This window comes from Polyangium sorediatum (genome assembly GCF_029946465.1).
In the GTDB taxonomy this organism is placed as follows: domain Bacteria; phylum Myxococcota_A; class Polyangia; order Polyangiales; family Polyangiaceae; genus Polyangium; species Polyangium fumosum.
Map to the genome: position 1 here is coordinate 82140 of NZ_JARZHI010000002.1, position 24262 is coordinate 106401.

Below are 24262 nucleotides of genomic sequence, written 5' to 3' on the forward strand. Positions count from 1 at the left end.
CAAACTACCTTTTACACGTTTCCACCTCGAACCGGGCGACCGAGTGCGAGCAGGGTGCGCCCGAAGTCGCCGACCGGGAGGATCCGGCTGGCGGCGCCGAGCCGGATCGCCTCCCGCGGCATGCCGAAGACGACCGACGTGGACTCGTCCTGGACGAGCGTCGTCGAGCCGGCGCGCTTCATCGCCAGGAGGCCGAGCGCGCCGTCCTTGCCCATCCCTGTGAGCAGGCAGCCAATCGCCGTCCGACCGATCTCCGCGGCGACCGACTCGAACAAGGCGTCGACCGAGGGCTTGCACGAGTGCCGCTCGGGGCCGTCGTCGAGCCAGAGCCGCCCCGCGCGCACGACGAGGTGACGCTCGGGCGGCGCCATCAAGATGCGCCCCGCGCCCGGCGGAGGCAGAGGCTCGCCGTGCTTCGCCTCCAGGACGGGGAGCGGCACCATGCCGTCGAGCCAATCGGCGAACGCTCGACCAAAGGGCTGACCGATGTGGATCACGAGCAGCACCGAGAGCGGGAAGGTCTCGGGCAGCTCACGCAGGATCTGCACGAGCGCGCCCGGCCCGCCGGTGGAGGCGCCGATCGCGATGATCGAGGGGGACATGCCCGTCTCGGCGAGCGACGTCGGCGAGGGCGCGGCGGGGATGCGCGCGGGCGAACGCTCGGGGATCCGCTCGGGCGAACGCTCGGGCGTGCGCGCGCGCAAAGGGCTCGGCGGCGGGGCCGGCGGCAAGGCCGGGTTCGACTTCAGCTTGGCCCGCGGGTGCGTGATCACCCGGATCTTCGCGGCGAGCTTCACCGTCTCGACGAAGCGCCGCGACCAGTCCTCATCGGGCTCGTCGCCCGTCGGCTTCTCGATCACCTCGAGCGCGCCGGCCCGCAGCGCGTCGTAGGTCTTGATCACGTCGCGGCGGTTGAACGAGGCCGACACGATCACGATCGGCGTCGGGCAAAACGCCATGATGTGCTCCGTGACCTCGACGCCGGTGCCGTTCTTCAGGATCAGATCCAGCGTGACGACGTCGGGACGGAGCGACTCGCAGAGCGCGATGCCCCGCGCGCCGTCCTCGGCCTCGCCGACCACCTCGCAGGCGGGATCGGCCCGGAGCGCCTGGACGAGCCGGCGTCGCACCGTGAGCGAGTCTTCGATGACGAGCACGCGTGTCTTGGTCATGAGGCCGCCCCCAGAAGCTCGGCGACCTTCCGGACGAAGTGCTTCTGGTCGAACTCCCCCTTCACGATGTACGCCGAGGCGCCCGCTGCGGTCCCCTTCTCGCGATCCTTCGTGGTGGCGAGCGAGGTGACGATGATGACGGGCACGTCGCGGAGCGCCGGATCCGCGCGTGTCGTCGCCGTGAACTCGAAGCCGTTCATGCCTGGCATCTCGACATCCACGATGAACAGGCCGTACCTGCGCGCCTTCGCCTTGTGCAGGCCCTCCTCGGCCGACGCGCAGAGGTCCACGTCGTAGCCAGCCGATTCGAGGATGCTCTGCTCCAGCATGCGCGTCGTGAGCGAGTCGTCGATGACCAGGATCGGCAGCCGCTTCGGCGCGGCGCGTGAGCTCGTCGACGCCGTTCCCCCCTGGCGCGCGCCCGTCCGCGCGAGCGCAGGCGGGTCGAGCACGAGCATCGGATCGCCCTGCGCGTCGAACGCCGCGCCCGCCACGGCGGCCGGTGATCCCGCGCCCGGCGGCAGCGGCCGCAACACAACCTCCATCGTGCCGAGCAGCCGATCCACGCCGAGCGCGATCCACGCCTCGCCCGACTGCACGATCACCGCCGAGCACGCCTGCGGCAGAGCATGCCCCTCGCCCTCGGGCGCGAGCACCTCGCCGAGCGGCGTGAACGGGACGGCACGATCGCCGAACAGGATCCGCTCTCCGTCGGGCCCTTGCAGCCGCTCCGCCGTGGTCACGCGCCGCGTGCCGCGCACGGCGTCGAGCGGCACGAGCGCCGTCGAGCCGCCGAACATCACCGACAGCACCGGGATCGAAGAGAGCGACACCGGCACCTCGATCTCGATCGTCGTGCCTTCGCCGAGCTTGCTCGCAAGCTGCACCGATCCACGCAGGCGGCTCGCCACCTCGCGCACGACGTCGAGCCCCACGCCGCGCCCCGAGATCTCCGTCACCTCCGCGGCCGTCGTGAGCCCTGCGCGGAACACCAGGGCGAGCGTGGCCTCCTCGTCGAGCTCCTCGTTGCCCGAGGCGAAGCCACGACGCACGGCCGCTTGCCGCACGGCCGCGACGTCGATCCCGCGCCCGTCGTCGCTGCAGCGGAACGCCACCCGCCGGCCGCGCCGCTCGATGTCGAGGTGGATGCGGCCCGCCTCCGGCTTGCCCGAGGCGATCCGATCCTCGATCGCCTCGATGCCGTGATCCACCGCGTTGCGGATCACGTGCAGGAGCGCGTCACGCACCGCCGAGAGCACGTGCCCTTCGAGCCGCACGTCGCCGCCGCGCGCCGAAAAGTTCACGCTCTTGCCGAGCGCATCGGCCGTGTCGCGCGCTGTCAGCTCCAGCGTGCCCAGGATCGCGCCCACCGGCAGGAGCCGCAGCGTCGCCGCGCGCGACTGCACCTCGCCGAGCTCGCGCTCGATCCGGCCGAGCCCCGCGCCGATGTCCCGCTCGGCGTGGACGAGGCTCTGCGTGATCTCGGCGATCGTCGCCCCGAGCCGCGTGCCGCGCCCGCGCTCCCCGACGGCTTGTCCGAGCTCGAGCTCCTCCCGCAAGAGGCTCGCGAGCCGCAGCGCGTGTTGCAGCGCGACGAGGCCGCCGTTCAGCGGGCCAATCTGGATGGACGCCTCGGACAGGCCTTCGAGCAGCGCGTCCATGTCGGCGATGTCGACGCGTACGGTCTCCAGGCGATCGTCGATCGGCGCGGACGGGGGTTTGCTCCCGCCCTTGCCCTCGGCCGGGGAGGCGGGCGCGGGCTTGGCCCCGAGCTTCGAGGTCTCCTCGCGGATCCGTTCGAGGATGCGCAGGAGGTCGCTCACGTAATCGCTCGTGATCGTCTCCTCGCCGTCGCGGAACGGGGCGAGCGCGTCCTCGATGGTATGCGCCATCTCGCCGATGCGCGTCTGCCGGACCACCCGCGCCGCGCCTTTCAGCGTGTGCGCGAGCCGCAGGCTGCGGGCGAGGATCGACGTATCGGTCGGGTTTTTCTCCAGCGCGAGCAGGTCCCGCGTGAGCCCTTCGACGATTTCGTTCGCCTCGTCCCGGAAATAGTCCTCGAGCTCATTCATCGCCGATTCTCCCGGGGCGCGCTCATGGCGCCTCCTCGCGGCGCTCTCCGGCCCGCTGCTTTGCGAGCGCGACGAGCGATTCGAGGACGAGGACGCCGCGTGTTTGCCCGGCGAGCGTGACGATCTCGCGGATGTGCCCCGCGCCGTCCTTCGTCGAAAGGGCGGGCAGGAGATCGGCCGGGTTCACTTCGAGGCAGGCTTCGATCGACGCGACGCCGAGGGCCACGGGCTCGTCGCCGCCCGCGATCAAGAGCCAGCGCGGCGTTTCGGTCCACATCGGCAGGCCGAGCAGCGACCCGAGCGCGTGCACGGCGAAGAGCCGCCCGCGGATCCCCGTGATCCCGAGCAGGCCCGGCGGGCTCCCGGGCAGGGGCACCACCCTGCGGCACTCGTGGACGCCGTCGATGTCGGACAGCCGGATCGCGTAGCCCTGGCCGCCCGCTCGAATGGCGAGGACGAGCTCGCCAGACTGCTCGGCGTGGCGGGGCGGCGCGGCGAACGAGGCGTCGAATGCGTGGCGCAGCTCCGCCACGTGTCGCACCGCTGCAATGGCGCCTTCGGGAAGCGGCGCCCCATCGCCCGGCTTGTCCCGTTCTTGCGACCGAACGCTCATCGCGCCCCCTCGACCCGTAAAATGGATTCACGAAGGTACCACGGGCCCTCGGGCCCGTACAATCCCTCGCCACCGCACATCCCCGCTCGTTTTTTGCTTTTCTCCTTCGCCGCGGGCTCGCTCGTTCGTTTCGACGGCTCCAATGGGAGCGACCGGTGGGCGCCAATCCCATGTCGTAGGGACGTTCGCCCCCGGATCACGCCGCCTGCTCCTCTTGTCGTTGTCGGATGAGACGCACGAGGTCCCCGGACAACCCCGAGAGCTGCGATGCGGTGTTCAATGTCTGCGACGAACCGGCCTCGCTTTCGCGCGCGGTCTGCGCGACGTCCGCAATGGCGGAGGCCACCTGCTCCATCGCGCTCGTTTGTTGTTTCGTGCTGAGCTCGATTTCGCGCGACGCCTCGGCGGTCGACCCCACGTACTCGACGATCCGCCGGAAGTTCTGCGCCACCTCGCCGAACCGGCGCGTCCCGGCCTCCACGGCCTTCGCGCCGTCCTCGGTGGCCATCACGGTCGTGTTCGCCGCGGCCCGGATCTCCTCGATGAGCCGGCGGATCTCCTTCGCCGAACCGCCCACGCGATCCGCGAGCTTGCGGATCTCGCCCGCCACGACCCCGAACCGCCGCCCCGACTCGCCCGCGCCGACGGCCTCGATCGTCGCGTTGATCGCGAGGATGTTCGTCTGTTCGCTGAGCTCCGAGACGATGTCGAGGATCCCGCCGATCTCCTGGGATTTGCGCCCCAGATCGAGCATGTGCGCGACGATCTGATCGACCTGCTGCCGCACCGTGTCGATCGCGTCCTGCGCGCCCTCGACGGTCTGGTTGCCGCCCTTCGCGGCCAGCGCCGTCTCGCTCGCGACCTGCGTGACCCGCTGCGCGCTCTCCGAGATTTGACGCGAGGTCGTGACGAGCTCGCGCACGGTCGTGCTCACCTCGGTCGCCGCGGAGACCTGGCCTTTGGCGCCCCGGACCTGCTGGGTCGCGGCCGCTTCGAGCTCCGCCGCCGCGCTCCGGATGTGCTGCACGGCCGCGCCGATCCGCGCCCCGAGGCCGCGGGTCACGAACATCGCCACGCCCGCCACGATCAGCACGGCCGCGAGCGTGCCGAAGATCAGGATCTGGCTCAGCCACGCGGCGGCCTGCTTCGCCTCGGTGCTCCGCTCGTGGAGGAGCTTTTGCTCGTGGGTCTTCATCTCGGCCACGATCCGCCGGATCTGCTCCATCACCTTCGGGCCATTGCCTTCGAGCACGAGCTTCAGCGCCGCGTCGAACCCGAGGCTCTTCCGCGCGTCGATCGTCTCGTCGATCTCGCGCAGGCGCTCCTCCACGAGGGGCCGGAGGTGTTTGACGCGCTCATTTTGGTCCGCGTCGTCACGGAAAAGCTCTTCGAGCTGCCGGAGCTCGGTGCCGACGCCTTTTTTCCCCGTGTAATAGGGCTGCAAGAAATCCTCGCGGCCCGTGATCACGAAGCCTCGTTTGCCCGTCTCGGTCTCGTCGAGCGCCGAGAGGAAACCCGACAAACCGGTCAATTCTTCGTGCGCGTGCGTGACGGCCTCGGTCGTCGCGAGGAGCCGCTGCGTGCTCCGGTACGAAAACGTGCCGAGCGTGACCAGGATGAGGAGCGGGAGCAAAAACCCCGCTGCGATTTGCTGTCCGACCGTCCATGACTTACCCACGAGCCCCGCCTCCTTCCTCGATGCTGATCACGCGCGCGTCGAATCCCGTTTCGGGACGCCCAGCGCGTCGAGCTGGGCCTTGCACAGCTCCAGCAACACTTCCCTTCGAAACCCCCCACCGAACATCACGATCCTCGCGCGATCCTCGCGTTCGAGCAACACGAGCGCTTGTTCGAGCTCGACGCGCGCGCTCGCGCCGTGCCCCTCGCGCCGGAGCACCATGCCGAGCCGCAGGCGTGGCAGCGAGAAATGAGGATCCCGCCGCTTCGCCTCGCGGTAATGCCACGCCGCCCGCTCGATGTCGCGCTCGTTCTCGCGCAGGAGCCCGAGCAGGTAATGCGCGCCCGTCTCGCATTGCCCCCGCGCGAGCAGGGCGCCGAGCGTGCGCTCCGCGTCCCGCAATCGCCCTTTTTCCCCGTAAATGGCCGCCCGGCAGAGCTCGAGCTCCGGTGGCGCGTCCGGGCCCGCGGCCGTCACCACGACGAGCGCGTCGTCATGCCGCTCCGCTTCGAGCAGATCGAGCACGCGCGCGAGCGCCGAAGGCCCCTCCGCCGCCGGCGCCTTTGGCGCGCCCGCCGCCGCGCCCCCGACCTCCCGCGTCTCTGCGATCCGGGCGATCCGCGTTGACGCGCGCTGGATTTCCTCCGCCCACGAGAACGCCCCTTCCGCGGGCGTGGGCAAGGGCGCGCGGATCGGAGGCTCGGGCAGCAACCGGGGCGCGGGCGGCGCGATCGTCGTCGCAGCCGGGGATACGTTCGGGCTCTTCGCGCGGTAATAAAATGCGTCGTTCTCGTGGACGAGTTCGAATTCGTCGGAGATCCCGCGCAGCGACTCGCTGTGACCGAGGAAGAGATAGCCGCCCGGGAGGAGCGCCCGGGCAAACCCTGCGAGCGCCCGGCGGAGCGCGCGCTCCGAGAAATAGATGAGCACGTTGCGGCAAAATACGACGTCGTACGTGGCCTCCGGCAAGCGCGCGAGCACTTCGAGCAGGTTGCCCTCCTCGAAGACGACGCGGCTCTGGATGCGCGGATCGAGCACGAACGCCTCGCCGTCTTTCTTGAAAAACCGATCGCGGATCGGCTGCGAGGCCCCGCGCAAGGCCCAGGACGAATACCGCGCCCGCCGGGCCTTTTCGATGGCGGCCCCGTTCACGTCGAGCCCCGTGATCGACAGGAGCGACGAGAGCTCCGGCGTGGCCAGGTCGGTCGCGATGGCCATCGTATAAGGCTCCTCGCCGGAGGAGCAGCCCGCCGAGAGAATCCGGAGCTTGCGCCCGCGCGCCCCCGCGAGCGCGCGCTCGGGCAGCACCCGCCGCACGAGCGCGTCGATTTGCATCGGCTCGCGAAAGAAATAGGTCTCGCCGACCGTCACCGCCTCGACCAGGCGTTCGAGCGGGATCGGCCCGCCGCTGCGCGCCGGTTTTTCGCCGAGGATCATCTCGATGCGGTCGCGCTGAAAGCCCGAGGGCGCGAGGCCGAAGCGGGCCTCGATGAGGTCCTCGATCCCCTTGGCGTCACGCGGGGCGTTCATCGCGGCGGCGGTGGCAAGGCGGTGACAAGGGAATCGGCGCTCGGGAGCGAGGCGAACACGGCCGCCGGGAGCAGGCGGGCGGCGTCGAGCACCGCGAGCGCCCGCCCATCCAGCACGCCCAGGCGCTCGACCTCCGCGGGCAGCGCCTCGCCGAGCAGCGGCGGCAGCGTATCGAGGCGCGCCTCGTCGAGCTCCTCGATGCCCACCACGTCTTCCACGAGCAGCGCCATTCGCCGCTCTCCCGCGCGCACCAGCACGAGCCGCCGTGCCTCCGCCCGCTCGCCGCCTTCCCCGAGGACGGCCGAGAGCGATACGACGGGCACGATCTCGCCGCGGACCACGGAGAGGCCCGCGACGAAGCGCGGCGCGTGCGCGAGGGGGTCGATCGCCAGCGGGCGCATCGTCTCGATGACCGACGACGCGGGCAACGCGCAAATCCAGGAGCGCGCCCGGACGAGCAAAAAGCTGCGTCGACCCGTGGGATTCTCCATGGTCATCTTCCTCCATCGCACGCGCCGACATCGCTTGTAAAGCGGATATCGGGCGTTTCCCCGGCGTCAACGCGTCGACGAGCCCTATCTGGTGAAACGGCGAATGGCTGGTGAAGTGTCGGCGCGATGGCGTTTCAACGCCCAGGCTCGCGTCGCACCTTCCAGACGTGCTCTGCTGGATACTTCCGCGCCCATTCGAGCGGGACATACCCTTCGTAGGTCGTCTTGGCGTCCGCCGGCGGACGGATCTCGACGAGGTCCTCGACCACGAACCCCGCGCGCCGAAAGAGCCGGATCCACTCGCCGTACGGGAGCTGGAACGACGTCGAGCCGTCGTCCTCCTCCCACGCCTTCATGCCGAAGTAATCGTTCACGAGCGCGGGCCCCACCAGATCCGTGGCCTTGTCGATGGCGAGGTAGAGCAGCGGCGTCGCCATGTTGAAGATGAACATCCCGCCCGGACGCAGGAGCCGCGCCGCTTCCGGGACGGTTTTGTGCGGGTCGGCGAACGTCATCGCCCCGTGATCGCAGAACACGAGGTCGAAGCTCGCGTCCGGCAGGGGCACCGCCTCGGCGCTGCCCTGCACGAGCGTCACGGAGACGCCCTCCCGCTCGACGAGCGCGCGCGCGTGGCGGAGCTGCTCGTCGGACAGGTCGAGCCCCGTCATGCGCGCCCCGCGCCGCGCGAGCGCGACCGACCACTGCGCGGCGCCGCAGCCGAATTCGAGCACGTCCTTGCCCGCGACGTCGCCCAGGAGCCCGAGCTCGCGCTCCGGGATGCCCCACACGCCCCACGTCGGCTCCACGATGCCGAGCTGATCGGCGTGCTGCTGCTGGTATTCAGCGGCGATACGGTTCCAGTACGCCTTGTTCTTCGCGACATGATCGGACATCGACATTGCAAGCTCCTCGAACGTGCTTTCGTTGCGTAACGATATCATGTCCTCTCGCCGTATTCGAAACGCAAACGGTGCGCGTGACACGCAATCCGCGCGCCTTCCCTAGCGTGAGTTTTTCGCGATTCTCGCGCGGCGCGCGAGGTCGTGGCCCCATGTTTTCCCGCTGGGTCCGGGCGGGCACGCGAGGTGCACCGTGGGGACGTTCATGGAGCGCATGGAATCGGCGCGGGAAGGGCAGGCCACGCAGGGTTCGCCCCGAAAGGATCTCGTCCTCGCGGGCGTCTTCACGGCGGTCGGCCTCGGCGCCGTGATCATCGGCCGCGGCGGGCTCGGCGTCATGATCGCCGGCTCCATCGGCTCCGTCGCGGCGAGCGTCGTCGCCGTCGGCCTCGCGGCCGTCGATCCGCGCCTGTCCTACCGCGACCAAGCGCAAGCGGGCGTGTGCATCGTGCTGATGATGCTGCTCGTCGGGTTCCTCGTCGGCGATTCGGCCTTTTTCCTGGCCGGATACCCGCTCCTCGCCCTCGGCGTCGTCGGGCTGCTCCAGGCCCTCCGCGCTCAGGCCGCGCCCGGTCGCTCGCGCGCGTTCGCCTCGTCCGCGATGCGCGCGAGCTCGGACCCCGTCAAGGTCTCGCGGGCGACGAGCGCGTCCGCCGCCGCCTGAAGGCCCGCGCGCCGGCCTTCGAGCAAGCTCCTCGCGCGACCGAAGAGCTCGGCGAGCCGGTCGCGCACCTCCTCGTCGATCTCGCGCGCCGTCTCGTCGCTGCACATCCGCTCCTCCTGCATCACGCCGAGCAGCGGCGCGCCCACGTTCCGCGTGAGCGCGGGGAGCCCGAGCCGACGGCTCATGCCGAAGCGCGTGATCATCTCCCGCATGAGCGCAGTCGCCCGCCCGAGGTCGTCGTGCGCGCCCGTCGACGGCGATCCATGGCAGAGCTCCTCGGCCGCCCGGCCGCCGAGCAGCACCATCACGCGCGTTTCGAGCTCGGACTCGGTGAGCACGTGCCGCTCGTCGCGCGGGACCTGGATGGTCACGCCGAGCGAGACGGCGCGCGCGACGATCGACACCCGCTCCACGGGATCGGCCTCGGGCAAGGCGAGCGCGACGAGCGCGTGTCCCGCCTCGTGCACGGCGACGCGGCGCCGCTCGCCGGGCGTCATCATGAGGCCGCGGCGGCGCAGGCCGAGCTGCACGCGGTCGAGCGCGTCCTCGAAGTCGGCCTGCGTGATCTCCGTGCCGCTCCTGCGCGCCGCGGCGAGCGCGGCCTCGTTCACGATGTTCGCGAGATCCGCGCCGGCCATGCCGGGCGTGCGCCGCGCGACCGCGCCGAGGTCCACGTCGCCCCCGAGCGGCAGCCGCCGCGCGTGCACGGCGAGGATCGCCTCTCGCCCGGCGAGATCGGGCCGATCGACGATGACCTGCCGATCGAAACGACCGGGCCGGAGCAGCGCGGGGTCGAGGACCTCGGGCCGGTTCGTCGCGGCCATCAGGATGACGGTGGCGCGTGGATCGAAGCCGTCGAGCTCGGCGAGGAGCTGCTGGAGGGTCTGCTCGCGCTCGTCGTGGGTGGCGAGCGCGCCGAGGCCGCCGCGGCTGCGGCCGACGGCGTCGACCTCGTCGATGAACACGATACACGGCGCGCTTTTCCGGGCCTCGTTGAAGAGGTCGCGGACGCGGGCGGCGCCGAGGCCGACGAACATCTCCACGAACTCGCTCGCGTTGAGCGAGAAAAACGGCACCTCGGCCTCGCCGGCCACGGCCCGCGCGAGCAGGGTTTTTCCGGTCCCCGGCGGCCCGACGAGCAGGATCCCGCGCGGGATGCGCCCGCCGAGCGCCCGGTAGCGCGCCGGGTGCTTGAGGAAGTCGACGACCTCGACGAGCTCGTCCTTGGCCTCGTCCACGCCAGCGACGTCGGAGAAGCGGACCGGCTCGCGCCCCGTGCGGTCGTAGAGCCGCGTCTTCGCGCGGGTGAGCCCGAGCGGCCCGCCCACGCCGCCCCCGGCCGATCGTCGAAACGCCGCGAAAAACAGGAGGTTGATGGCGATGAGCGGGACGATCCACCAGAGCGCCATGACCCAGAACGGCGTGCGCGAGGGCCGCGCGTCGACGGCGATGTTGCGCGTGAGCAGGGCGTCGACGAGCGGCTCTTGCTCGACGCCGGGGATGCGGCCGGTGCGCACCTCCTCGCCTTTGGCGGAGGGCGTCGGCAGGAGGTTCGGCGGTTTTTTCGTGGGCTCCGCGGGCGGCGCGCCTTCTGGCTTCAGCCGGAGGACGACGTCCTCGGCCGTGATCGAGGCGGATTCGACGCGCCCTTGCTGGACGAGGCGCACGGCCTCGTCGTAGGGCACGGTGCGCGCGCCCGTGGGCCCGAAGACGCCCGAAAACGCGAGCGCCGCGACGATCAGGAACGCATAGAAAAGCCAGCTCCACGTGCGTTGTTTCGGGTTGACCTCAGGCATTCCGAGGGGGGCATGGAGACGGCGTGGTGTCCCGGCAACCCGCTTGCGCCCCTGCTTTCCTTGGACAGGGAGCGGCCAGGGCCCTCCGGGGGAGCGGACGAGCGCGCGTCACTTCCTGCAGTTGTCCCAGCGCTCCTTTTCGTTCTTGCAGCTCGTCGACCAATTCGCGCCGCCGCAGCGCCCGGTATCGTACTCGCACGCCTGGAGCTCGTCCCAGTAATCGAGGCAGCCGCGGCGGTCGGACTCGAAGGCTTCGTTGTCGGTGTGGCGATAACAATCGTCGAGCTGTATGGCGCTACAGCCCTCGCATTCGCACTTGTATTCGCAGACGGCCTCGGCGTCGGTGCGGCACGCGGGCAACGCCGCGGCAAGGAAGGTGAGCAGAAAGAGCGGGCGGATCGCGGAAAGGAGCAAGTTCTTCATGGTCCGAGCGTACCAGAAGAGCGCCGCGCGCGCGACCCGCTGCTCGATTTCAACGTTTGGGGTGTGAACCTTTTCGGTGGTCACTCGAGATTCCACGCCGGAGGAGCCAGCCGAAGACGAGCGCGACGAGGCCGAGCGCGCGTCCATCGGAACCTTGCGTCCCGGGGATCCCACAGCCGCAGCCGCCGTCGTCGTCGATGACGGGGCCGGGGTTGTCGCCGCCGCCCGCGCCGCCCATTCCACCCGCTCCGCCGCCGCTGCCGCCCGCGCCGCCTGCACCGCCGCTGCCGCCCGCGCCGCCGTTTCCACCCGCGCCGCCGCTGCCGCTGCTGCTGCTGCTTCCGCTTCCGGTCGTGAAGCTCTGCGGCGCGCTGCACGCCTTGTTTCCTTGTCGATCCTCGGCGCACGCGCGATACACGACCGTCGCGTCTGCGGGGGCCACGAACGTCGCCCGGAACAGGTCCCCGCCGATGAAGTGCGCGAGCGCCGCGCCGCCCGCGTCTTCCAGCTCGACGAAGGCCTTCTTGAGCCGCGGACCCGTGTCCGTCGTCGACGCATCGCTCACCGCGAAATGCACGACCCGCTCGCCGCCCGGCATTCCGCTCGGGAGCGCCTCGACGGCCCGGATCACCGGCGGCAGCGTGTCGACCGGCTGCGGCGCTACGCCGAAATACAGCCGATCGAGATAATCCGAGCCCTCGCCCTGGGCCGTGATCGCGTCGAGGATCCCGTCGCCGTTCACGTCGCCGAGATCGAGCGCGAGCGTGGGGTCATGCACCGTGGGGAAGGTGTTGGCGAGGAGCGAGAAATGGCCCGTGCCGTCGTTCACGAGGACCCGCTCGTTGCCGGAGAGTGACGCGATCACCGCGTCGAAATCACCGTCCCCGTCGATGTCCACGCATTGCACCTCGTTGTCGTCGGCGCCGACGTTTCCCACGACGCGCGCCGCCGTCTCGTCCGTGAAGACGCCTTTCCCGTCGTTCACGAGGAGCTGCTCGTGCAAGTTCGCCGCGCCATTGTCGAGCCACAAATCCAGGTCGCCGTCGCCGTCGATGTCACACGCGTCCGGGCCGTACACGTACGGGCCGGGTTGATCCGGCAGGTCCCCGTTCGCGTCGACGAACGTGCCCGTGCCGTCGTTGCGGAACAAGAGCGACTCGCCCTGGCGGCTCGCGAGGAGCAAATCGAGATCAAAATCGCCGTCCACGTCGACGAGGTCCACGTCGATCGGCCCCGTGCCGATGGCCTGCGTGTCCTGCGGGACGGCCGCGGCCTTTTCCTGGAAAAACCCGGCGCCGTCGTTGAGGTAGATCCGCGCGGTGCCGGCCGAGCCGGGCGGGTCGGCGCCCCAGTCCGTGGAGACGAGATCGAGATCCCCGTCGCCGTCGAGGTCGCCGAACCGCGCGCCGGCCGAGCGCGACGACGTGCCGATCCGCGCCGCCCCTTCGTCCGTGAACACGGGCGGGGTCTGGCCGTTGTTCAAGAAGAGCGCGTCGGGCTGCATGCCGTACGAGTCCGGCACATACAGATCGACGTCGCCGTCGCCGTCCACGTCGGCCGCCGCGATTTGCCGCACGCGCCCGGAAAAACCCCCGAACGAGGTGGCGCCGACCTCCGTGAACTTGCCCGTGCCGTCATTGAGGTAGGCCGCGAGTGGAGCGGTCGTGGACGGCGTGTAATACCCGCCGCCGTTCGCGAACACCGCGTCGAGGTCGTCGTCGCCGTCGAGGTCGACGAGCAGCACATAATGGGAGTAGCAACCTTCCTTCGTGTCGGCGCAGGGCTGCGGAGAGCCGAGGTTTCCCGTCTTTTCGACGAAATACGGCGCAGCGGCCGCGGCGCTCGGGAGGACGGTGAGGGTAAGAAGAGCGAGACAAGCTGAGAATCGAGGGCGCATGCGGCGCAGGGTAGGCCAGCATGCGCCCCGATGTCGAGCGCTCGGGTATCAGGCGCCGGCGGGCGCGCCCTTCGTGAGATCCGCGGGGTCGAGCTCGATCGGAAAGATCACCTCGAGCACGCCCTTCGTCGCGGCCGGCAGCGTCATCGAGCCGAGCTCCTTCGCGAGGCAGGTGCCGAGCGCCGCGTCGCCGATCGAGCCGCCGCTCACGCGCGAGGAGCTCACTGCGCCGCTCGCCTCCACGTGCATCCGGACGATGACCTTGCCGCTGAGGCCGGGCTCCTTCTTCAGCGCCTCCGCATAACAAGCCCGGAGCGCCGGGATCTTCGTGTTCGCCTGGCGCAGGACCTCTTCCGGCGCGACGCGCCCATCCGGCGTCACCGCGTCCGCCGCGGGCACGGCCTCGCCTGCGACGAGGCGGAGGTCTTTCATTTCATAACCATAATCGCTCTTCGCATTGCCGGACTCGGAGGCTGCCTCCGCCGTCGTTTTCTCGTCGATGCCCGCCGCATCGGCCGCGCAGCCGCCGATGCACAGCGCCGAGAAGAGGCCAATCGTGAGCGAGAGGATCGAGTGCTTGAGCGTCGTCATGGGAACCTCCATCATTTCAGCCGGGGTTATCGTTGGCTTCGTCGAGGAGGCATTGCAGCGAGCGTGCCAAGCTCAAAAGGGCGCCGCAGCGCAGAGATTCGTGGGCTGGCGCCCTGAAACACGGCTGCATCCGGGTGCTGCGTGGCGGTTGCACCCGTTGCACCCCCCTGTTGCACCCGTTGCACCCGTTGCACCCCTACTTCTTGAACGCCTCCGGCTCGATCCCGTACCGCTTCATCCAGCGCTGCACCTGCATCCGCGCCTTGCCCATCACGCGCGCCACGGCCGACACGTTGCCCTTGTGCTCGCGGAAGAGCCGCACCAGCTCCTCGCGCAAGGGTTCGCCCGCGCCGTCGTTCGCCGCCGTTGCAGGCTCCTCCGTGGGGGCCTCGCCGCGCGCCCAGGGCGGCAGGTGGTCGAGCGTGACCTCGCCCCCGGCCGCGAGCGCGAGCGCCGCGCCGAGCACCTTCTCCAGCTCGCGCGCGTTGCCCGGGAACACATGCTCGAACATCGCGCGCGCCGCCGACGGATGCAGCCGCACGCGCGCCGCGTCGGCCCCCGCGTGGCGCTCGATCAGCGAGGCCGCGACGAGCCACAGATCCTCGCGACGCTCCCGCAGCGGCAAGAGCTCGATGCGATGGCCTGCGAGCCGGTGGAAGAGGTCCGCGCGGAACGTGCCCGCCTCCACCATGCGTTCGAGGCCGCGGTTCGTGGCCGAGACGAAGCGCACGTCGACCTTCACCGGCGACGTCGCCCCGATCGGCCGCACCTCGCGCTCTTCGAGCACGCGGAGCAACGCCGCCTGCGCGGGCGGCCTTAGCTCGCCGATCTCGTCGAGGAACAACGTGCCGCGATCCGCCGCGCGCACGAGGCCCGGCCGATCCTCCTTCGCATCCGAGAACGCGCCGCGCCGATGGCCAAAGAGCTCCGCCTCGACGAGTGACTCCGGCAGCGCGCCGCAGTTCACCGCGACGTAGGCCCCCGGCCGCCCCGAGAGCGCGTGGATCGCGCGCGCCGTCACCTCCTTGCCCGTGCCCGTCTCGCCCGTCACGAGGATCGGCAGCGTCGCCCGCGCGATCACCCCGAGCGTCTCGTACGCACGGGCGAGCGAGGGCAAGAGCGTCGCGAGGCCGGGCGCCTTGGCCCCGTCCGAGGAGACCTCGACGACGGGCGGATCGTCGGGCGCGACCTCGAGCCCCTCGCGGAACACGAAGAACGTGCGGCCGAGCTCGATCAGATCTCCATCCGCGAGCGCCGCGCGGGTGACGGGCTCGCCGTTCACGCGCGTGCCGTTCTTCGAGCCGCTGTCCTCGATCGTGAAGCGGCCGAGGACCTTCCCGAGGCGCGCGTGGTTCGTGGACATCCAGGCGTCGTCCACGCGCACGGCGAGCCGCCGCGGTGGTACGCGTTCGAACGATCGCGCGGCGCCGCGGCCGAAGGTGATCTCGTCGAGGCCCGCGAGCGAGAGGCGCGCGGCGGGGGCGAACGGGCGGTGACTCTCGAGGCAGAGGAGAAGGATCGGCGCGCGGATCGCCGCGCGATCACTGCCGGCGTCCCTCGTCGGCGAGAGCGTCTTCGTGTCGCTGCTCGTCATCGCAGAGCCGTTTTACTTCATGCGGCGAACGAAGTCGCGTAGGCCCGGATCCGCCCCGGCCCAGGCCTTGTCCACGACGGCATCGAGCGAGCGGGCCTCGTCCGCCTTGCCCGCCGCGCGGAGCATCTCCGCGAGCCGGACGCGCGCCGCGATCGCGTCGAAGGGCGCGCTCCACGGCTCCACGAGGCAATCCCGGTAAGCGCCCTCCGCTTTTTGTTTCGAGCCGCGCGCCTCCAGGGCGAGGGCCGCTTCCAAGGAGCCACGCTCGCCTTCTGCGCGTGGTTCGCCTTTCTCGCGCCCGAGCAAGCGACGGATTCGGAGGTCGTCCTCGGCGAGCACCTTGGCTTGTTTTTCGCGTCCCAGCGCCTTCTGACGACCCGCTTCGAGTTTCGACGCCGCGAGGGCATCGTCCACGCGGCCGGACAGGAGCATCGCGTCGATGCGCAGCGCGGCGCCTTCGTGGTTCGCCTCGGGATCGGGCTCGCCGAGCATCTCCTCCGCGGCCGCGATCGCCGCCGCCCCATCGAGCGAGGCGAACGCGATGAGCGCCCGATCCCGCGCGAGCGCCGCGCGCGTCGCCGACTCCACGCCGAGGGTCCGCCGGATTTCCTCTGCTTCGCGCGCCTCCTCGATCCGGCCGGCGCGGAGCAACGTCTCGACCCACAGGCCCCGCAGCTCCGGCAGCGTCGCGCTCGTCCAGCCGAGGAAACGCGAGAGCCGCGCGGCGTCCTCGTCCGCCCAAGGGAACGCGCAGCGCAGGATCGGCAGCGCCAGCGTGGGCCATCGTTTGGCCAGCCAATCCGTCATCGGCAATGTCTGATCCGTCAAGATGCACCCACACGACGTGTAGAGCGCCGCGAAATCCGGGTCCTCCGCGAGCTCGCCGTACGATTGGATCAAGAGCGACACGCCCCGCCCGACCTCGTCGTCGTTCGCGGGCTGCACGTACGTACGGAGCAGGCCTTCGAGCACGCTCGCGCGGCCCTTGGGCACGTCCGCGAGGCGGCTGAGCGCTTTCTCCTTCGCCGCCGTGGCGCGGGCCGGATCGGCGTGGCTCCGCAGATCACACGCGAGCAGCGTGTGCGCCACGACCGACGTCGGGTTCGTTTGCACGAGCGCCTCCGTCTCGACGCCGTCCCGCGCCGCGAAGCCAAAGGCGCGCCGCCGCACCAGGCGCTCGATCCGGAACGCGCTCGCCGCGTCCGAGACACCCCACACCACGAGGAGCTCCTTCGACGGAGCCGGCCTCGTCAGCGCAGGCAGGAGCGCCTGGATCGCGGCGTTCGTCGCGGCGATCGGCGTCTCGCCCTTGCCTTCGGCCTTCTTGCCGGCGATCCCGAGCGTGACCTTCGTGGTGCCCTCGCCGATCTCGGCGTTCACGTCGAGCCGCGTGGCGGGCTCGTTTTTCCAAATCACGCCGAGCTCGACCGCGAGGCGCGCGCAGGCCCCTTTGCCGAGCGCGTCGCCGAGCGCGGCCGTCGCGCCTGGCCCGGTGATGGTGGCGGCCGCGCATTCGACGGCCTCGACGATCACGGGCGGCGCGGGCTTCGGCGGCGGCGTGGGGGCCTCGGTCCTCTGGCGCAGGAGCACCAAGCCGCCCACGGCGAGCGCCGCGATTCCGAGCGCCGCCGCGATCTTCCGCCCGAGCGCTCGCTCCTTCGTGGAAGGTTCGTCCGCGGGCGCCTGCGAGATCGCCGCGGCCTCCTTCGCCGGGACGACCTTGGAGGTTGGCGGGCCAAGCTTCTCCTCGCCCCCGAGGGAAAGCGTCCGCGTCGCAGGCTCCGCCGGTGCGAGCGCGGGCATCGTCTCCGCCTCCGATGACACCTCGCGCCGAGGCGCCTCCGGGGCCGCGCGTGTCGGGCCCTCGACCTTCACGTCGAGCGCGCGCGCGAGCGCCTCGGCGGCCGCGCCCGCGCTCGGGAAACGATCCTCGGCCTCCTTCGCCGTCGCCTGCGCGAACCACGCGTCGAACGCGGCGGGGAGCGAGATCTCGGCCTGCGCCGCGCGGGCGGACGCGGGCTCCTTCGGCCCGTCGAGCGTCGTCAACGCGAACGAGAGCGTGCTCTCCGAGGCCTTCGCCTCGTCGGCCCAGTACTCGCGCCCGACGAGCAACGAATACGCGACCATGCCGAGCGCATACACGTCCGTCGGGGGACCGACCTTGCCGTTTCGGAGCTGCTCGGGCGCCATGTAGAACGGCGTTCCGACGGCCGCGGTCGAGCCCGCCGTCTCGGCCACGCGCTTCACGACGCCGAGATCGAGCAGCTTGATGCGCGGCGCCTCGCCCGCGCGCTCCGCGACGAAGAGGTTCGAAGGCTTCAGATCCCGATGCACGATCGCCGCGGCGTGCAGCGCGTCGAGCCCACGCGCGGTCTGCGTGATCCACGTCGCGACCTCCTCGGGCGGCAGCGGCCCGAGCCGCGCTTTCCTGCGGCCGAGGTCCTCGCCGCGCAGCAGCTCCATCACGAGGAACGGGCTCTCGGTCGCCTCGTCGACGCCCGCGTCGAGCACCTCGACGACGTGCGCGCTCTCGACGAGCGCGGCGGCGCGCGCTTCGAGCCGGAACCTCTCGCGCAGCGCCGCGCTCTCGGCGACGTGCGGCAGCATCACCTTGAGCGCCGAGGGCCGCTCGGTTTCGAGGTGCCGCGCCTCGTAGACCTCGCCCATGCCGCCCGCTGCGATTCGACGTACGATCCGGTAACGCCCGGCGAAGACCGTGTTCTCGGGGAGCATCGCGACTCGACGACCCCGCATTCTGCACAAGGTCTCCGGTCCGAGGTATCTTTTTGGTAGACTCGCCGAATCTTTTGCCAGCGGCCTCGGGCCGCGGAGAGGCGTTCAAGATGGTTATCTTGGAGGATGGGAAGCGGTGGTGCGTCGCCCTGGCCCTCACGCTCGGCGCATTCGCGTGCTCTTCGGGCGGCGGAGAGAGCGCGGGCGGCGAGGGCGGCACGGGAGGCGTGGCAGGCCCGGGATCAGGCGGGAATGCGGGGACGACGACGGTCGCCTCGTCCTCGTCGAGCGTGGGCGCGGTGGCGAGCTCGTCGGCGAGCGTGGGATCCGGCGGCGCCGGCGGAGCGATGGGCTTCGTCTGCGACCCGCCCGCCGCGCCGGGCAGCCTCTACGAGCATTCGGTCGAGTCCTACGACGTGAACGACCTCGAACCGGTGCCGCTCTGCAAGTACCGCGGGGAGGTCCTGCTCATCGTCAACACCGCGGCCGCTTGAGGCTACACACCGCAATATGCGGGCCTCCAGGTCTTGGAGGAGAAGTTCAGCGGTCAGGCGTTCCACGTGCTCGGCTTCTTGAGCAACGATTTCGGCAACCAAGGAGGTTCGGACGAGCAGATCGGCGGGTGCATCGACAGCTATCATTTGAGCTTCAAGCAATTCGCGATCGACCACGTGAAGGATCCGGACGGCGCAGGGCCCGAGGCGCCGCAGCCCGTGTGGCAATGGATCCTCGCGCAGCAAAACCCCGGCCCCGCGCCGACGATCGAGCCCTTGTGGAACTTCCACAAGTATCTGATCTCGAAGGACGGAACGCTCGTGGCGCAGTGGACCTCGTCGACCTACCCCGGTGACGATCCGCAGAACCCGAACGACAGCTACGACACGAACCCCATCGTCCAGGCCATCCAGGCCGAGCTCGCCAAATAGTCGAATCGCTTCAGCGCGCGTGCCGGTGCTCGACCATCAAGCAACGGTCCTGCACGACCTCGATCCCCGCAGCGGCGAGGCGCGTGGCCACCTCGTCGTTGCGGATGCCCGACTGGAACCAGACGACCTTCGGGCGTTTGGCGAGGATGTCGTCCACGTGCGGCGGGAGGTCGCTCGGGCGCCGGAAAACGTCGAGGATGTCGATCTCGCCCGGCACGTCCGCGAGGCGCCGAACCACGGGCTGGCCGAGGATACGCGTGACGTCGGGGTAATACACGGGGACCGGGACGATCTCGACGCCCGCGCCCTGGAGATACGCGGGCACGTAGAAGGCGGGCTGCTCGGACTGCTGTTCGGTCTTGATGCCGAGGACGGCGACCCGCTTGGCGCCGCGGGCGATCTCCGCGATGCGCCGGCTGTCCGTGACGATGCGACCCTTCGGTTCGGCGTTGGCCATGCGGCGGAGCCTAATCACGGGTTCGGGCGCGTGCACGTCAGGGCCTGGGGACGAACAGGAATTGGCCGCTCTTCGGCAAGCTCGCGTCGAAGCGGAAGAGGGTCGGCGTCTGCTTGGCGTCTTTCTTGTCCTGCACCGAGCGGGGCACGCGCTCCTTGACGAATTTCGCGAGCTCCTCGTCCGTCACCACGTGATCCTGGTTCGTATCGGCCGCCGCCGTCCCCGCGGCCGCGACGGAGAGCCCTTCGAGGACGAACGCCGTCATCGCCGAATGCCCGCCCCAGGCCCACGACCGCTCGTCCGGGTCGTCCTCCCACGCCCGCTGGCCTTTGCTGCCCGCGGTCAAGACGACCTCGGCGCGCTCTTTCCACAAAGAACCGAGGTGCGTCTCGAGCTCGTCGTCCCCCTTCGCGCCCACGGCCCACCCGCTGTAGCAACAATCGAGCAGGAGCATCACGTGCTTCGAGGGCACGCCTTTGCGGATGTCGCTCACGAGGTCCTGCATGTCCCAGCCCTTGTGCGAACTCGGCAGGTTCGCGCGTTTGCCGAAGAACTCCGCGGGCTGGAGCACGCCGTAATCCTGGCGCGCGCCTTTGATGTAGCCGCCGTGGCCCGAATAATAAAAGAGGAACGAGCTGTCCTCCTTGTCACCGAACCGCGCGCGGAATTTCTCCACGGCGAGCTTGAGGCCCTCGGCCGTGGGCGCGCCGTCCGCCTTGTCGCCCGGCGCGGGCTGGTCGACGAGGTAGATGATGTTCTCGCGCTTGTAGCCGTATTTTTGGAGGAGGAGATCCCGCATCGCCCGCGCGTCGCGGCAGGGCGAATGCAAGGCGTGTTCGCCCTCGTAGCCGCACACGCCCGCAAGGAGCGCATAAGGCTCGATCGAGCGAGGACCGTCGTTTTTCGCGATGAGGCTGATCACCTCCGCCGCGGGCAGCGGATCCCCCTTGCTGCCCCGCGGACGGCCCTCCTTCGCGGGGGCGTTCGCTCCGGTGCGATCGTCGTCCGATACCGCAGCAGGCCGCGCGTCGGCGATCGGCGCGGGCTTGTCGGGGTTGCGCAGGAAAAAACCGAGCCCGATCGCCCCGGCGAGCGCCGCTGCCGCGAGCGCGCCCACCACGACGAGCCGGCCGCGTCCTTGGCCCTTTCGAATGGGCCGGAGCCGCCATTCCTTTTCGAGGCAGGCGACGACCTCTTCGAACGAGAGCGCCGTCCCTTCCCGCGGCGCCGCCGCGAGCGTACCGCCGTGGTCCTTGCCGTCGTACCACGGCGCCGCCTCTTTGCCTTGCGCCGCGCGCGCCCGGGCTTCCCGCGCCCCGAGCGCCTTCGCCAGGAGCCCGACCTTCGCGCGGCTCGCGGGATCGGCGCTCAAGACGATCATCCGCTTGTCCTGCTCGACGAGCAGGAGCGGATAGCCGCGGCCGCCCGGCGCGCGGACGTCGGTCCTCGCCCACAGCTTGAATTGCGTCGAGACGGGCCGCTGAATGCAGAGGAGCGGGAGCGTGCGCGCGGCGCCGCCGGCGCTCATCGAGCCCGGCAAGGCCGCCATGAAGCCGAGGCTCCGCCCGAGATCCTCTTCGTAGAGCTTGTGGTCCTGCGTGAGCAATGCGACGAACCGTTCGAGGCGCGCCTCGCCCGCGACGAGGTCGTCATCGTAGAGGCGCGCGCCCGCGGCGAGTTTTTTCCCGACGATCGCGCAAAACGCGAGCGCGTCGTCGAGGAACGTCTCCCGCCGCGGCGGGTCTTCGAGCAAATGGTGCTGCGCGAGCGCGAGATAGACCGCCTGCACCGCGTGCTCGGGCGGGACACGGTCCGGCCAAAGGCCCTGCCGCACGTCGCCCGTATACCGGCACATCGCCTCCCACGCGGGCGGGAGCGCCTCGCCGCGCCGCTTGCACGCGAGCAGGTACAGCGCCCAGACCTCATCGAGGTGCGGGAACGCGCGAATCGCGATCGTGGCGCCTTCGAGCGCGGCCCCCGAGGCGGCGAAGGGGGCCTCGTCGCGAAAGACGAGCAGCGAGAGCGAATCGTGCCCCGCCGCGGCCTTTCGATCGAGCCAGAGCGTCGCGCCCTCGGGGCGAACGCCGTCCGCGGCCCATACGAGCGAGAGTCCTGCGAGGGGGCTCGATGCGACGCTCATGGCCAAGCTCCTCGGTGATTCCTATTCGAGCGATCGGGCCTGGAACAGCTCGCCGGCGACCTTCTTGAACTGCGCCTGGGTGGGCTTTTTCGTGAAGACCGAAGGCCGCACCATCTTGCCGCCCGCGAGCGAGGGATCCATCGTCACCACGCCCTTCGCGTCGATGCGATAGGCGCGGTCGGCCGTGCCCAGGGAGGGCGCCCCCGTGAAAAGAACGAGGTCGTAATAGCCGTCCTGGTCCGTGTCGTAAAAGGTCCACTCGGCGCCGTCGCGGTGCAGGAACGCGAACTCGGGCTTGAACTTGCCGCCCGAGATCACTTCCTGCGCCGAGAGTTTGCCCGGGGCGGGGCTGTCCTTGTTCACGTCGACGAGGAGCGAGGTCGACGTCATGCCCGCCGCGACGATCACCGCTTTGTCCCAGCCCGTCTTCGGGCCGAACGCCGCGCTCCACCGCGAGGTGTCGCTGAAGCTGAAATAAATGCCGCCGTGCCGCAGCGGATCCGGGAAGGAGTCGAGCCCGTCGTCGGCGATCGCCGAGGTAGCCGAGGGAATGGCGCGCGTCACCACGCGGCCGAGCCGCGCCGCGAGCGTGTCCTTGTCGAGCAGGTGCGGGCGCAGCATCTTGCGGCCCACGTGCTCGGGCGCGGGCTCCTTCCGGCCGTCCTCGCCGAGCCGGTACGCTTCGAGCGCGACGCCCGTGCCGACGCGGCTCGTGTACGTGAGGAAATCGAATTTGCCGTCGTCGTTTCGATCGTAATAGACCCAGAGCCGCGAGCCCTGCGCGATCATCGTGGCCTCGGCGTCCACCGCCTGCTTTTCGAGGAGCGCCTGCGCCGCGTCGTTCTTGTGCACCTCGCCGAGCGTGCCTTGATCGACGTCGAAGACGAACCCATGGCTGTAGACCGAGCGCGTGACGAGCGTGTCCGTGCGGCCGTCGCCGTCCATGTCCTCGATCGCGACCTCGCGGCCGCCGCCGAGCAGCGGGCTCGGGAGGTTCTCCGCGAGCTCGCCGCCGCGCGCCTCGACCATCGACGCGCCGAGCGTGATCGACCCGAGCCGCGCGAGCGCGCTCCGCTCCGCGCTCTGCGCCACGAGATCCGGCTGGATCAGGGGCCCGCCCGAGCCGAGGGCGTCGTCTCGGCCGAGCTTGCCGTTCTTGCCGATGCGGTAGCCGTGGGTCACGCGGCCCGAGCCCCGCTCGTCGTGAAGAACCACGTCGTAACGGCCGTCGTCGTCGGTGTCGTACCAGGCGAAGCTGCCGTCCGGCGTGGCCAGGTAGATGACCTCCGCGTCGAAGCTGCGCTTGCCGTAGAGCGCGGCGACGTCGGGTTTGCCCGCGCCTTCGCCGATCGTGCTCTGGTCGAGGTCGTAAAACCGCGCCATGGCCGCGCGGCCCTCGGTGCGTAGGACGTCGTAACGGCCGTCGAGATCCGCGTCCTCGATCGTCGCCTCCTCGCCGCCGTCGAACCACGGGTCGGGCAGGACGTCTGCAGGCTGGACCGGGATCTCCGAGAGGAACGCGCGGATCTCCGAGACGTGCACGTGGAAGGTCGCGCGGTTCTCGCTGTTGCCGTAGCCGAAGCTGTTCAGGCCGACGAGCTCGTTCCCGCGATTGACGAGCGGGCCGCCGCTGTCGCCCGGCCAGTTCGGGCAGGTGGATTGCACGACCATGAGGGGTTTGTCGTGCTCGAGCACCTTCTTCAGGCCCTCGAACATCTCCTGCTTGCGCTTGGGGCAGGCGTCGTCGCCCGCGGCTTCGCCGCCGCTGCACTCGAGCGAGACGAGCTGCGAGAGGTGCGTGGCGAGCTTGCCGACGGCCGCGACCTCGCCGTCCTTGATCGCCCAGACGAGGCCCGAGCCGGCGTGGCCGAGGCTCGCGACGGGCTCGCCGGGGGCCGGATCCTTCGCGGCCGGGCGGATGAAGGGCAGGTCCTTGTGGGTGCCTTCGAGCTTGATGATCGCGAGGTCGCGCATCGGGTCGGCCTTGTGCACCCAGGCCGTGACCGGTTTGTTCGTGCGCTCCATGGCGCCCGATTTGTCGAGCTTGCCGAGCTCGACCGAGACCTTGATGCGGAAGTCCTCGCGCTCGCCGCTGTCGATGACGTGGTTGTTCGTGAGGATCCAGCCGGTGGGGCCGACGATCACGCCGGTGCCGAGGCCCGTGGGCGTCCGGATGATGACGGTGGCCGGCGCGACGGCGCGGTAGTTCTCGCGCACGTCGCCCTTTCCACCCTCGGGCAAGGACGCGAGTGCGCTTTTCGTGCTGGCGGCGTCGGGGCTCGGCAGAAGTTCGGCGCGGCGCAAGAGGTTGAGCATGCCGCGGCTCGGGACACGCGCGGTGCTCGGCGCCTGGGCCTTCGGTTTCTCGGCGTTTGCAGCCTTCGCAGCGGGGGCCGGGCCCGTCTTCGCGTTCGTGGGATCGGGCGGAGGGGCGGGCGATGCGCTGCCGCACGCCGCGACGAGAGAGCCGAGGATCACCGCGACGTACCCCGAGGACCCGCCCCACCTGCCGAACCATCGCTTGCCCATGTGTCTCCTCCGAGCGCTCCCGCGTGCTCGAAACCCATACCAAATTCGGGTCCGTTC

General features: G+C 70.3%; 19 protein-coding genes. 3 read left to right on the top strand and 16 right to left on the bottom strand.

Annotated elements, in window-relative coordinates:
* Nucleotides 1-11: 11 nt before the first annotated feature.
* From cheB to QHF89_RS02480, 7 genes are all read right to left on the bottom strand, one after another.
* Nucleotides 12-1172: a chemotaxis-specific protein-glutamate methyltransferase CheB gene (cheB, locus tag QHF89_RS02450; RefSeq protein ID WP_136966228.1), complete on the bottom strand. Its 1161-nt coding sequence runs from the start codon at nucleotides 1170-1172 to the stop codon at nucleotides 12-14.
* The gene (locus QHF89_RS02455; RefSeq protein WP_136966227.1) at nucleotides 1169-3244 is read right to left on the bottom strand and encodes a hybrid sensor histidine kinase/response regulator; all 2076 of its coding nucleotides are present in this window, start codon (nucleotides 3242-3244) and stop codon (nucleotides 1169-1171) included. The genes cheB and QHF89_RS02455 overlap by 4 nt, the downstream gene beginning before the upstream one ends.
* Before the next feature lie 22 nt (nucleotides 3245-3266).
* A complete protein-coding gene (locus tag QHF89_RS02460) occupies nucleotides 3267-3857 on the bottom strand; it encodes a chemotaxis protein CheW (RefSeq protein ID WP_136966226.1) in 591 nt (196 codons plus the stop codon).
* Nucleotides 3858-4053: 196 nt separating this feature from the next.
* On the bottom strand, nucleotides 4054-5535 hold the full coding sequence (locus QHF89_RS02465) for a CHASE3 domain-containing protein (protein ID WP_136966225.1): 1482 nt from the start codon (nucleotides 5533-5535) through the stop codon (nucleotides 4054-4056).
* A 27-nt stretch (nucleotides 5536-5562) separates the two neighbouring features.
* Nucleotides 5563-7065 (bottom strand): CheR family methyltransferase, encoded by a 1503-nt coding sequence (locus QHF89_RS02470; protein ID WP_136966224.1) that lies wholly within the window; start codon nucleotides 7063-7065, stop codon nucleotides 5563-5565.
* Nucleotides 7062-7556, bottom strand: a complete 495-nt coding sequence (locus QHF89_RS02475) for a chemotaxis protein CheW (protein WP_284719946.1) — start codon at nucleotides 7554-7556, stop codon at nucleotides 7062-7064. The genes QHF89_RS02470 and QHF89_RS02475 overlap by 4 nt, the downstream gene beginning before the upstream one ends.
* Nucleotides 7557-7690: 134 nt before the next feature.
* Nucleotides 7691-8449: a class I SAM-dependent methyltransferase gene (locus tag QHF89_RS02480; RefSeq protein WP_136934556.1), complete on the bottom strand. Its 759-nt coding sequence runs from the start codon at nucleotides 8447-8449 to the stop codon at nucleotides 7691-7693.
* Nucleotides 8450-8648: 199 nt separating this feature from the next.
* Here QHF89_RS02480 and QHF89_RS02485 point away from each other — a divergent pair, with 199 nt between their 5' ends.
* Nucleotides 8649-9119, top strand: coding sequence for a hypothetical protein (locus tag QHF89_RS02485; protein ID WP_136934555.1), 471 nt, complete (start codon nucleotides 8649-8651; stop codon nucleotides 9117-9119).
* Here the strand turns inward: QHF89_RS02485 and ftsH are convergent.
* The 6 genes from ftsH to QHF89_RS02515 all read right to left on the bottom strand — a co-directional run bounded on the left by ftsH (nucleotide 9014) and on the right by QHF89_RS02515 (nucleotide 18153).
* Nucleotides 9014-10915, bottom strand: a complete 1902-nt coding sequence (gene ftsH / locus QHF89_RS02490; RefSeq protein ID WP_136966223.1) for an ATP-dependent zinc metalloprotease FtsH — start codon at nucleotides 10913-10915, stop codon at nucleotides 9014-9016. The genes QHF89_RS02485 and ftsH overlap by 106 nt on opposite strands.
* A gap of 108 nt (nucleotides 10916-11023) precedes the next feature.
* Nucleotides 11024-11338, bottom strand: coding sequence for a hypothetical protein (locus QHF89_RS02495; RefSeq protein ID WP_136966222.1), 315 nt, complete (start codon nucleotides 11336-11338; stop codon nucleotides 11024-11026).
* Nucleotides 11339-11387: 49 nt separating this feature from the next.
* Complete coding sequence (locus QHF89_RS02500; protein WP_136966221.1) at nucleotides 11388-13235, bottom strand: FG-GAP repeat domain-containing protein; 1848 nt, start codon at nucleotides 13233-13235, stop codon at nucleotides 11388-11390.
* A gap of 48 nt (nucleotides 13236-13283) precedes the next feature.
* The gene (locus tag QHF89_RS02505; RefSeq protein ID WP_284719947.1) at nucleotides 13284-13826 is read right to left on the bottom strand and encodes an AgmX/PglI C-terminal domain-containing protein; all 543 of its coding nucleotides are present in this window, start codon (nucleotides 13824-13826) and stop codon (nucleotides 13284-13286) included.
* A gap of 196 nt (nucleotides 13827-14022) precedes the next feature.
* Nucleotides 14023-15420, bottom strand: coding sequence for a sigma 54-interacting transcriptional regulator (locus QHF89_RS02510; RefSeq protein ID WP_136966219.1), 1398 nt, complete (start codon nucleotides 15418-15420; stop codon nucleotides 14023-14025).
* 12 nt (nucleotides 15421-15432) lie between these two features.
* On the bottom strand, nucleotides 15433-18153 hold the full coding sequence (locus QHF89_RS02515) for a protein kinase domain-containing protein (RefSeq protein ID WP_284719948.1): 2721 nt from the start codon (nucleotides 18151-18153) through the stop codon (nucleotides 15433-15435).
* A gap of 110 nt (nucleotides 18154-18263) precedes the next feature.
* Between QHF89_RS02515 and QHF89_RS02520 the strand changes: the two genes are divergently transcribed.
* Nucleotides 18264-18647, top strand: a complete 384-nt coding sequence (locus QHF89_RS02520) for a hypothetical protein (RefSeq protein ID WP_136966217.1) — start codon at nucleotides 18264-18266, stop codon at nucleotides 18645-18647.
* Between the two features lie 33 nt (nucleotides 18648-18680).
* Nucleotides 18681-19079: a hypothetical protein gene (locus QHF89_RS02525; RefSeq protein WP_136966216.1), complete on the top strand. Its 399-nt coding sequence runs from the start codon at nucleotides 18681-18683 to the stop codon at nucleotides 19077-19079.
* A gap of 10 nt (nucleotides 19080-19089) precedes the next feature.
* Here the strand turns inward: QHF89_RS02525 and QHF89_RS02530 are convergent, their stop codons facing one another.
* Genes QHF89_RS02530 through QHF89_RS02540 form a run of 3 tightly spaced genes read right to left on the bottom strand, consistent with a single transcriptional unit; the run spans nucleotide 19090 to nucleotide 24205 of the window.
* Nucleotides 19090-19536, bottom strand: coding sequence for a CoA-binding protein (locus QHF89_RS02530; protein WP_136966215.1), 447 nt, complete (start codon nucleotides 19534-19536; stop codon nucleotides 19090-19092).
* A 37-nt stretch (nucleotides 19537-19573) separates the two neighbouring features.
* A complete protein-coding gene (locus tag QHF89_RS02535) occupies nucleotides 19574-21676 on the bottom strand; it encodes a caspase family protein (RefSeq protein WP_136966214.1) in 2103 nt (700 codons plus the stop codon).
* Nucleotides 21677-21697: 21 nt separating this feature from the next.
* A complete protein-coding gene (locus QHF89_RS02540; protein WP_284719949.1) occupies nucleotides 21698-24205 on the bottom strand; it encodes a S1 family peptidase in 2508 nt (835 codons plus the stop codon).
* Nucleotides 24206-24262: the final 57 nt, after the last annotated feature.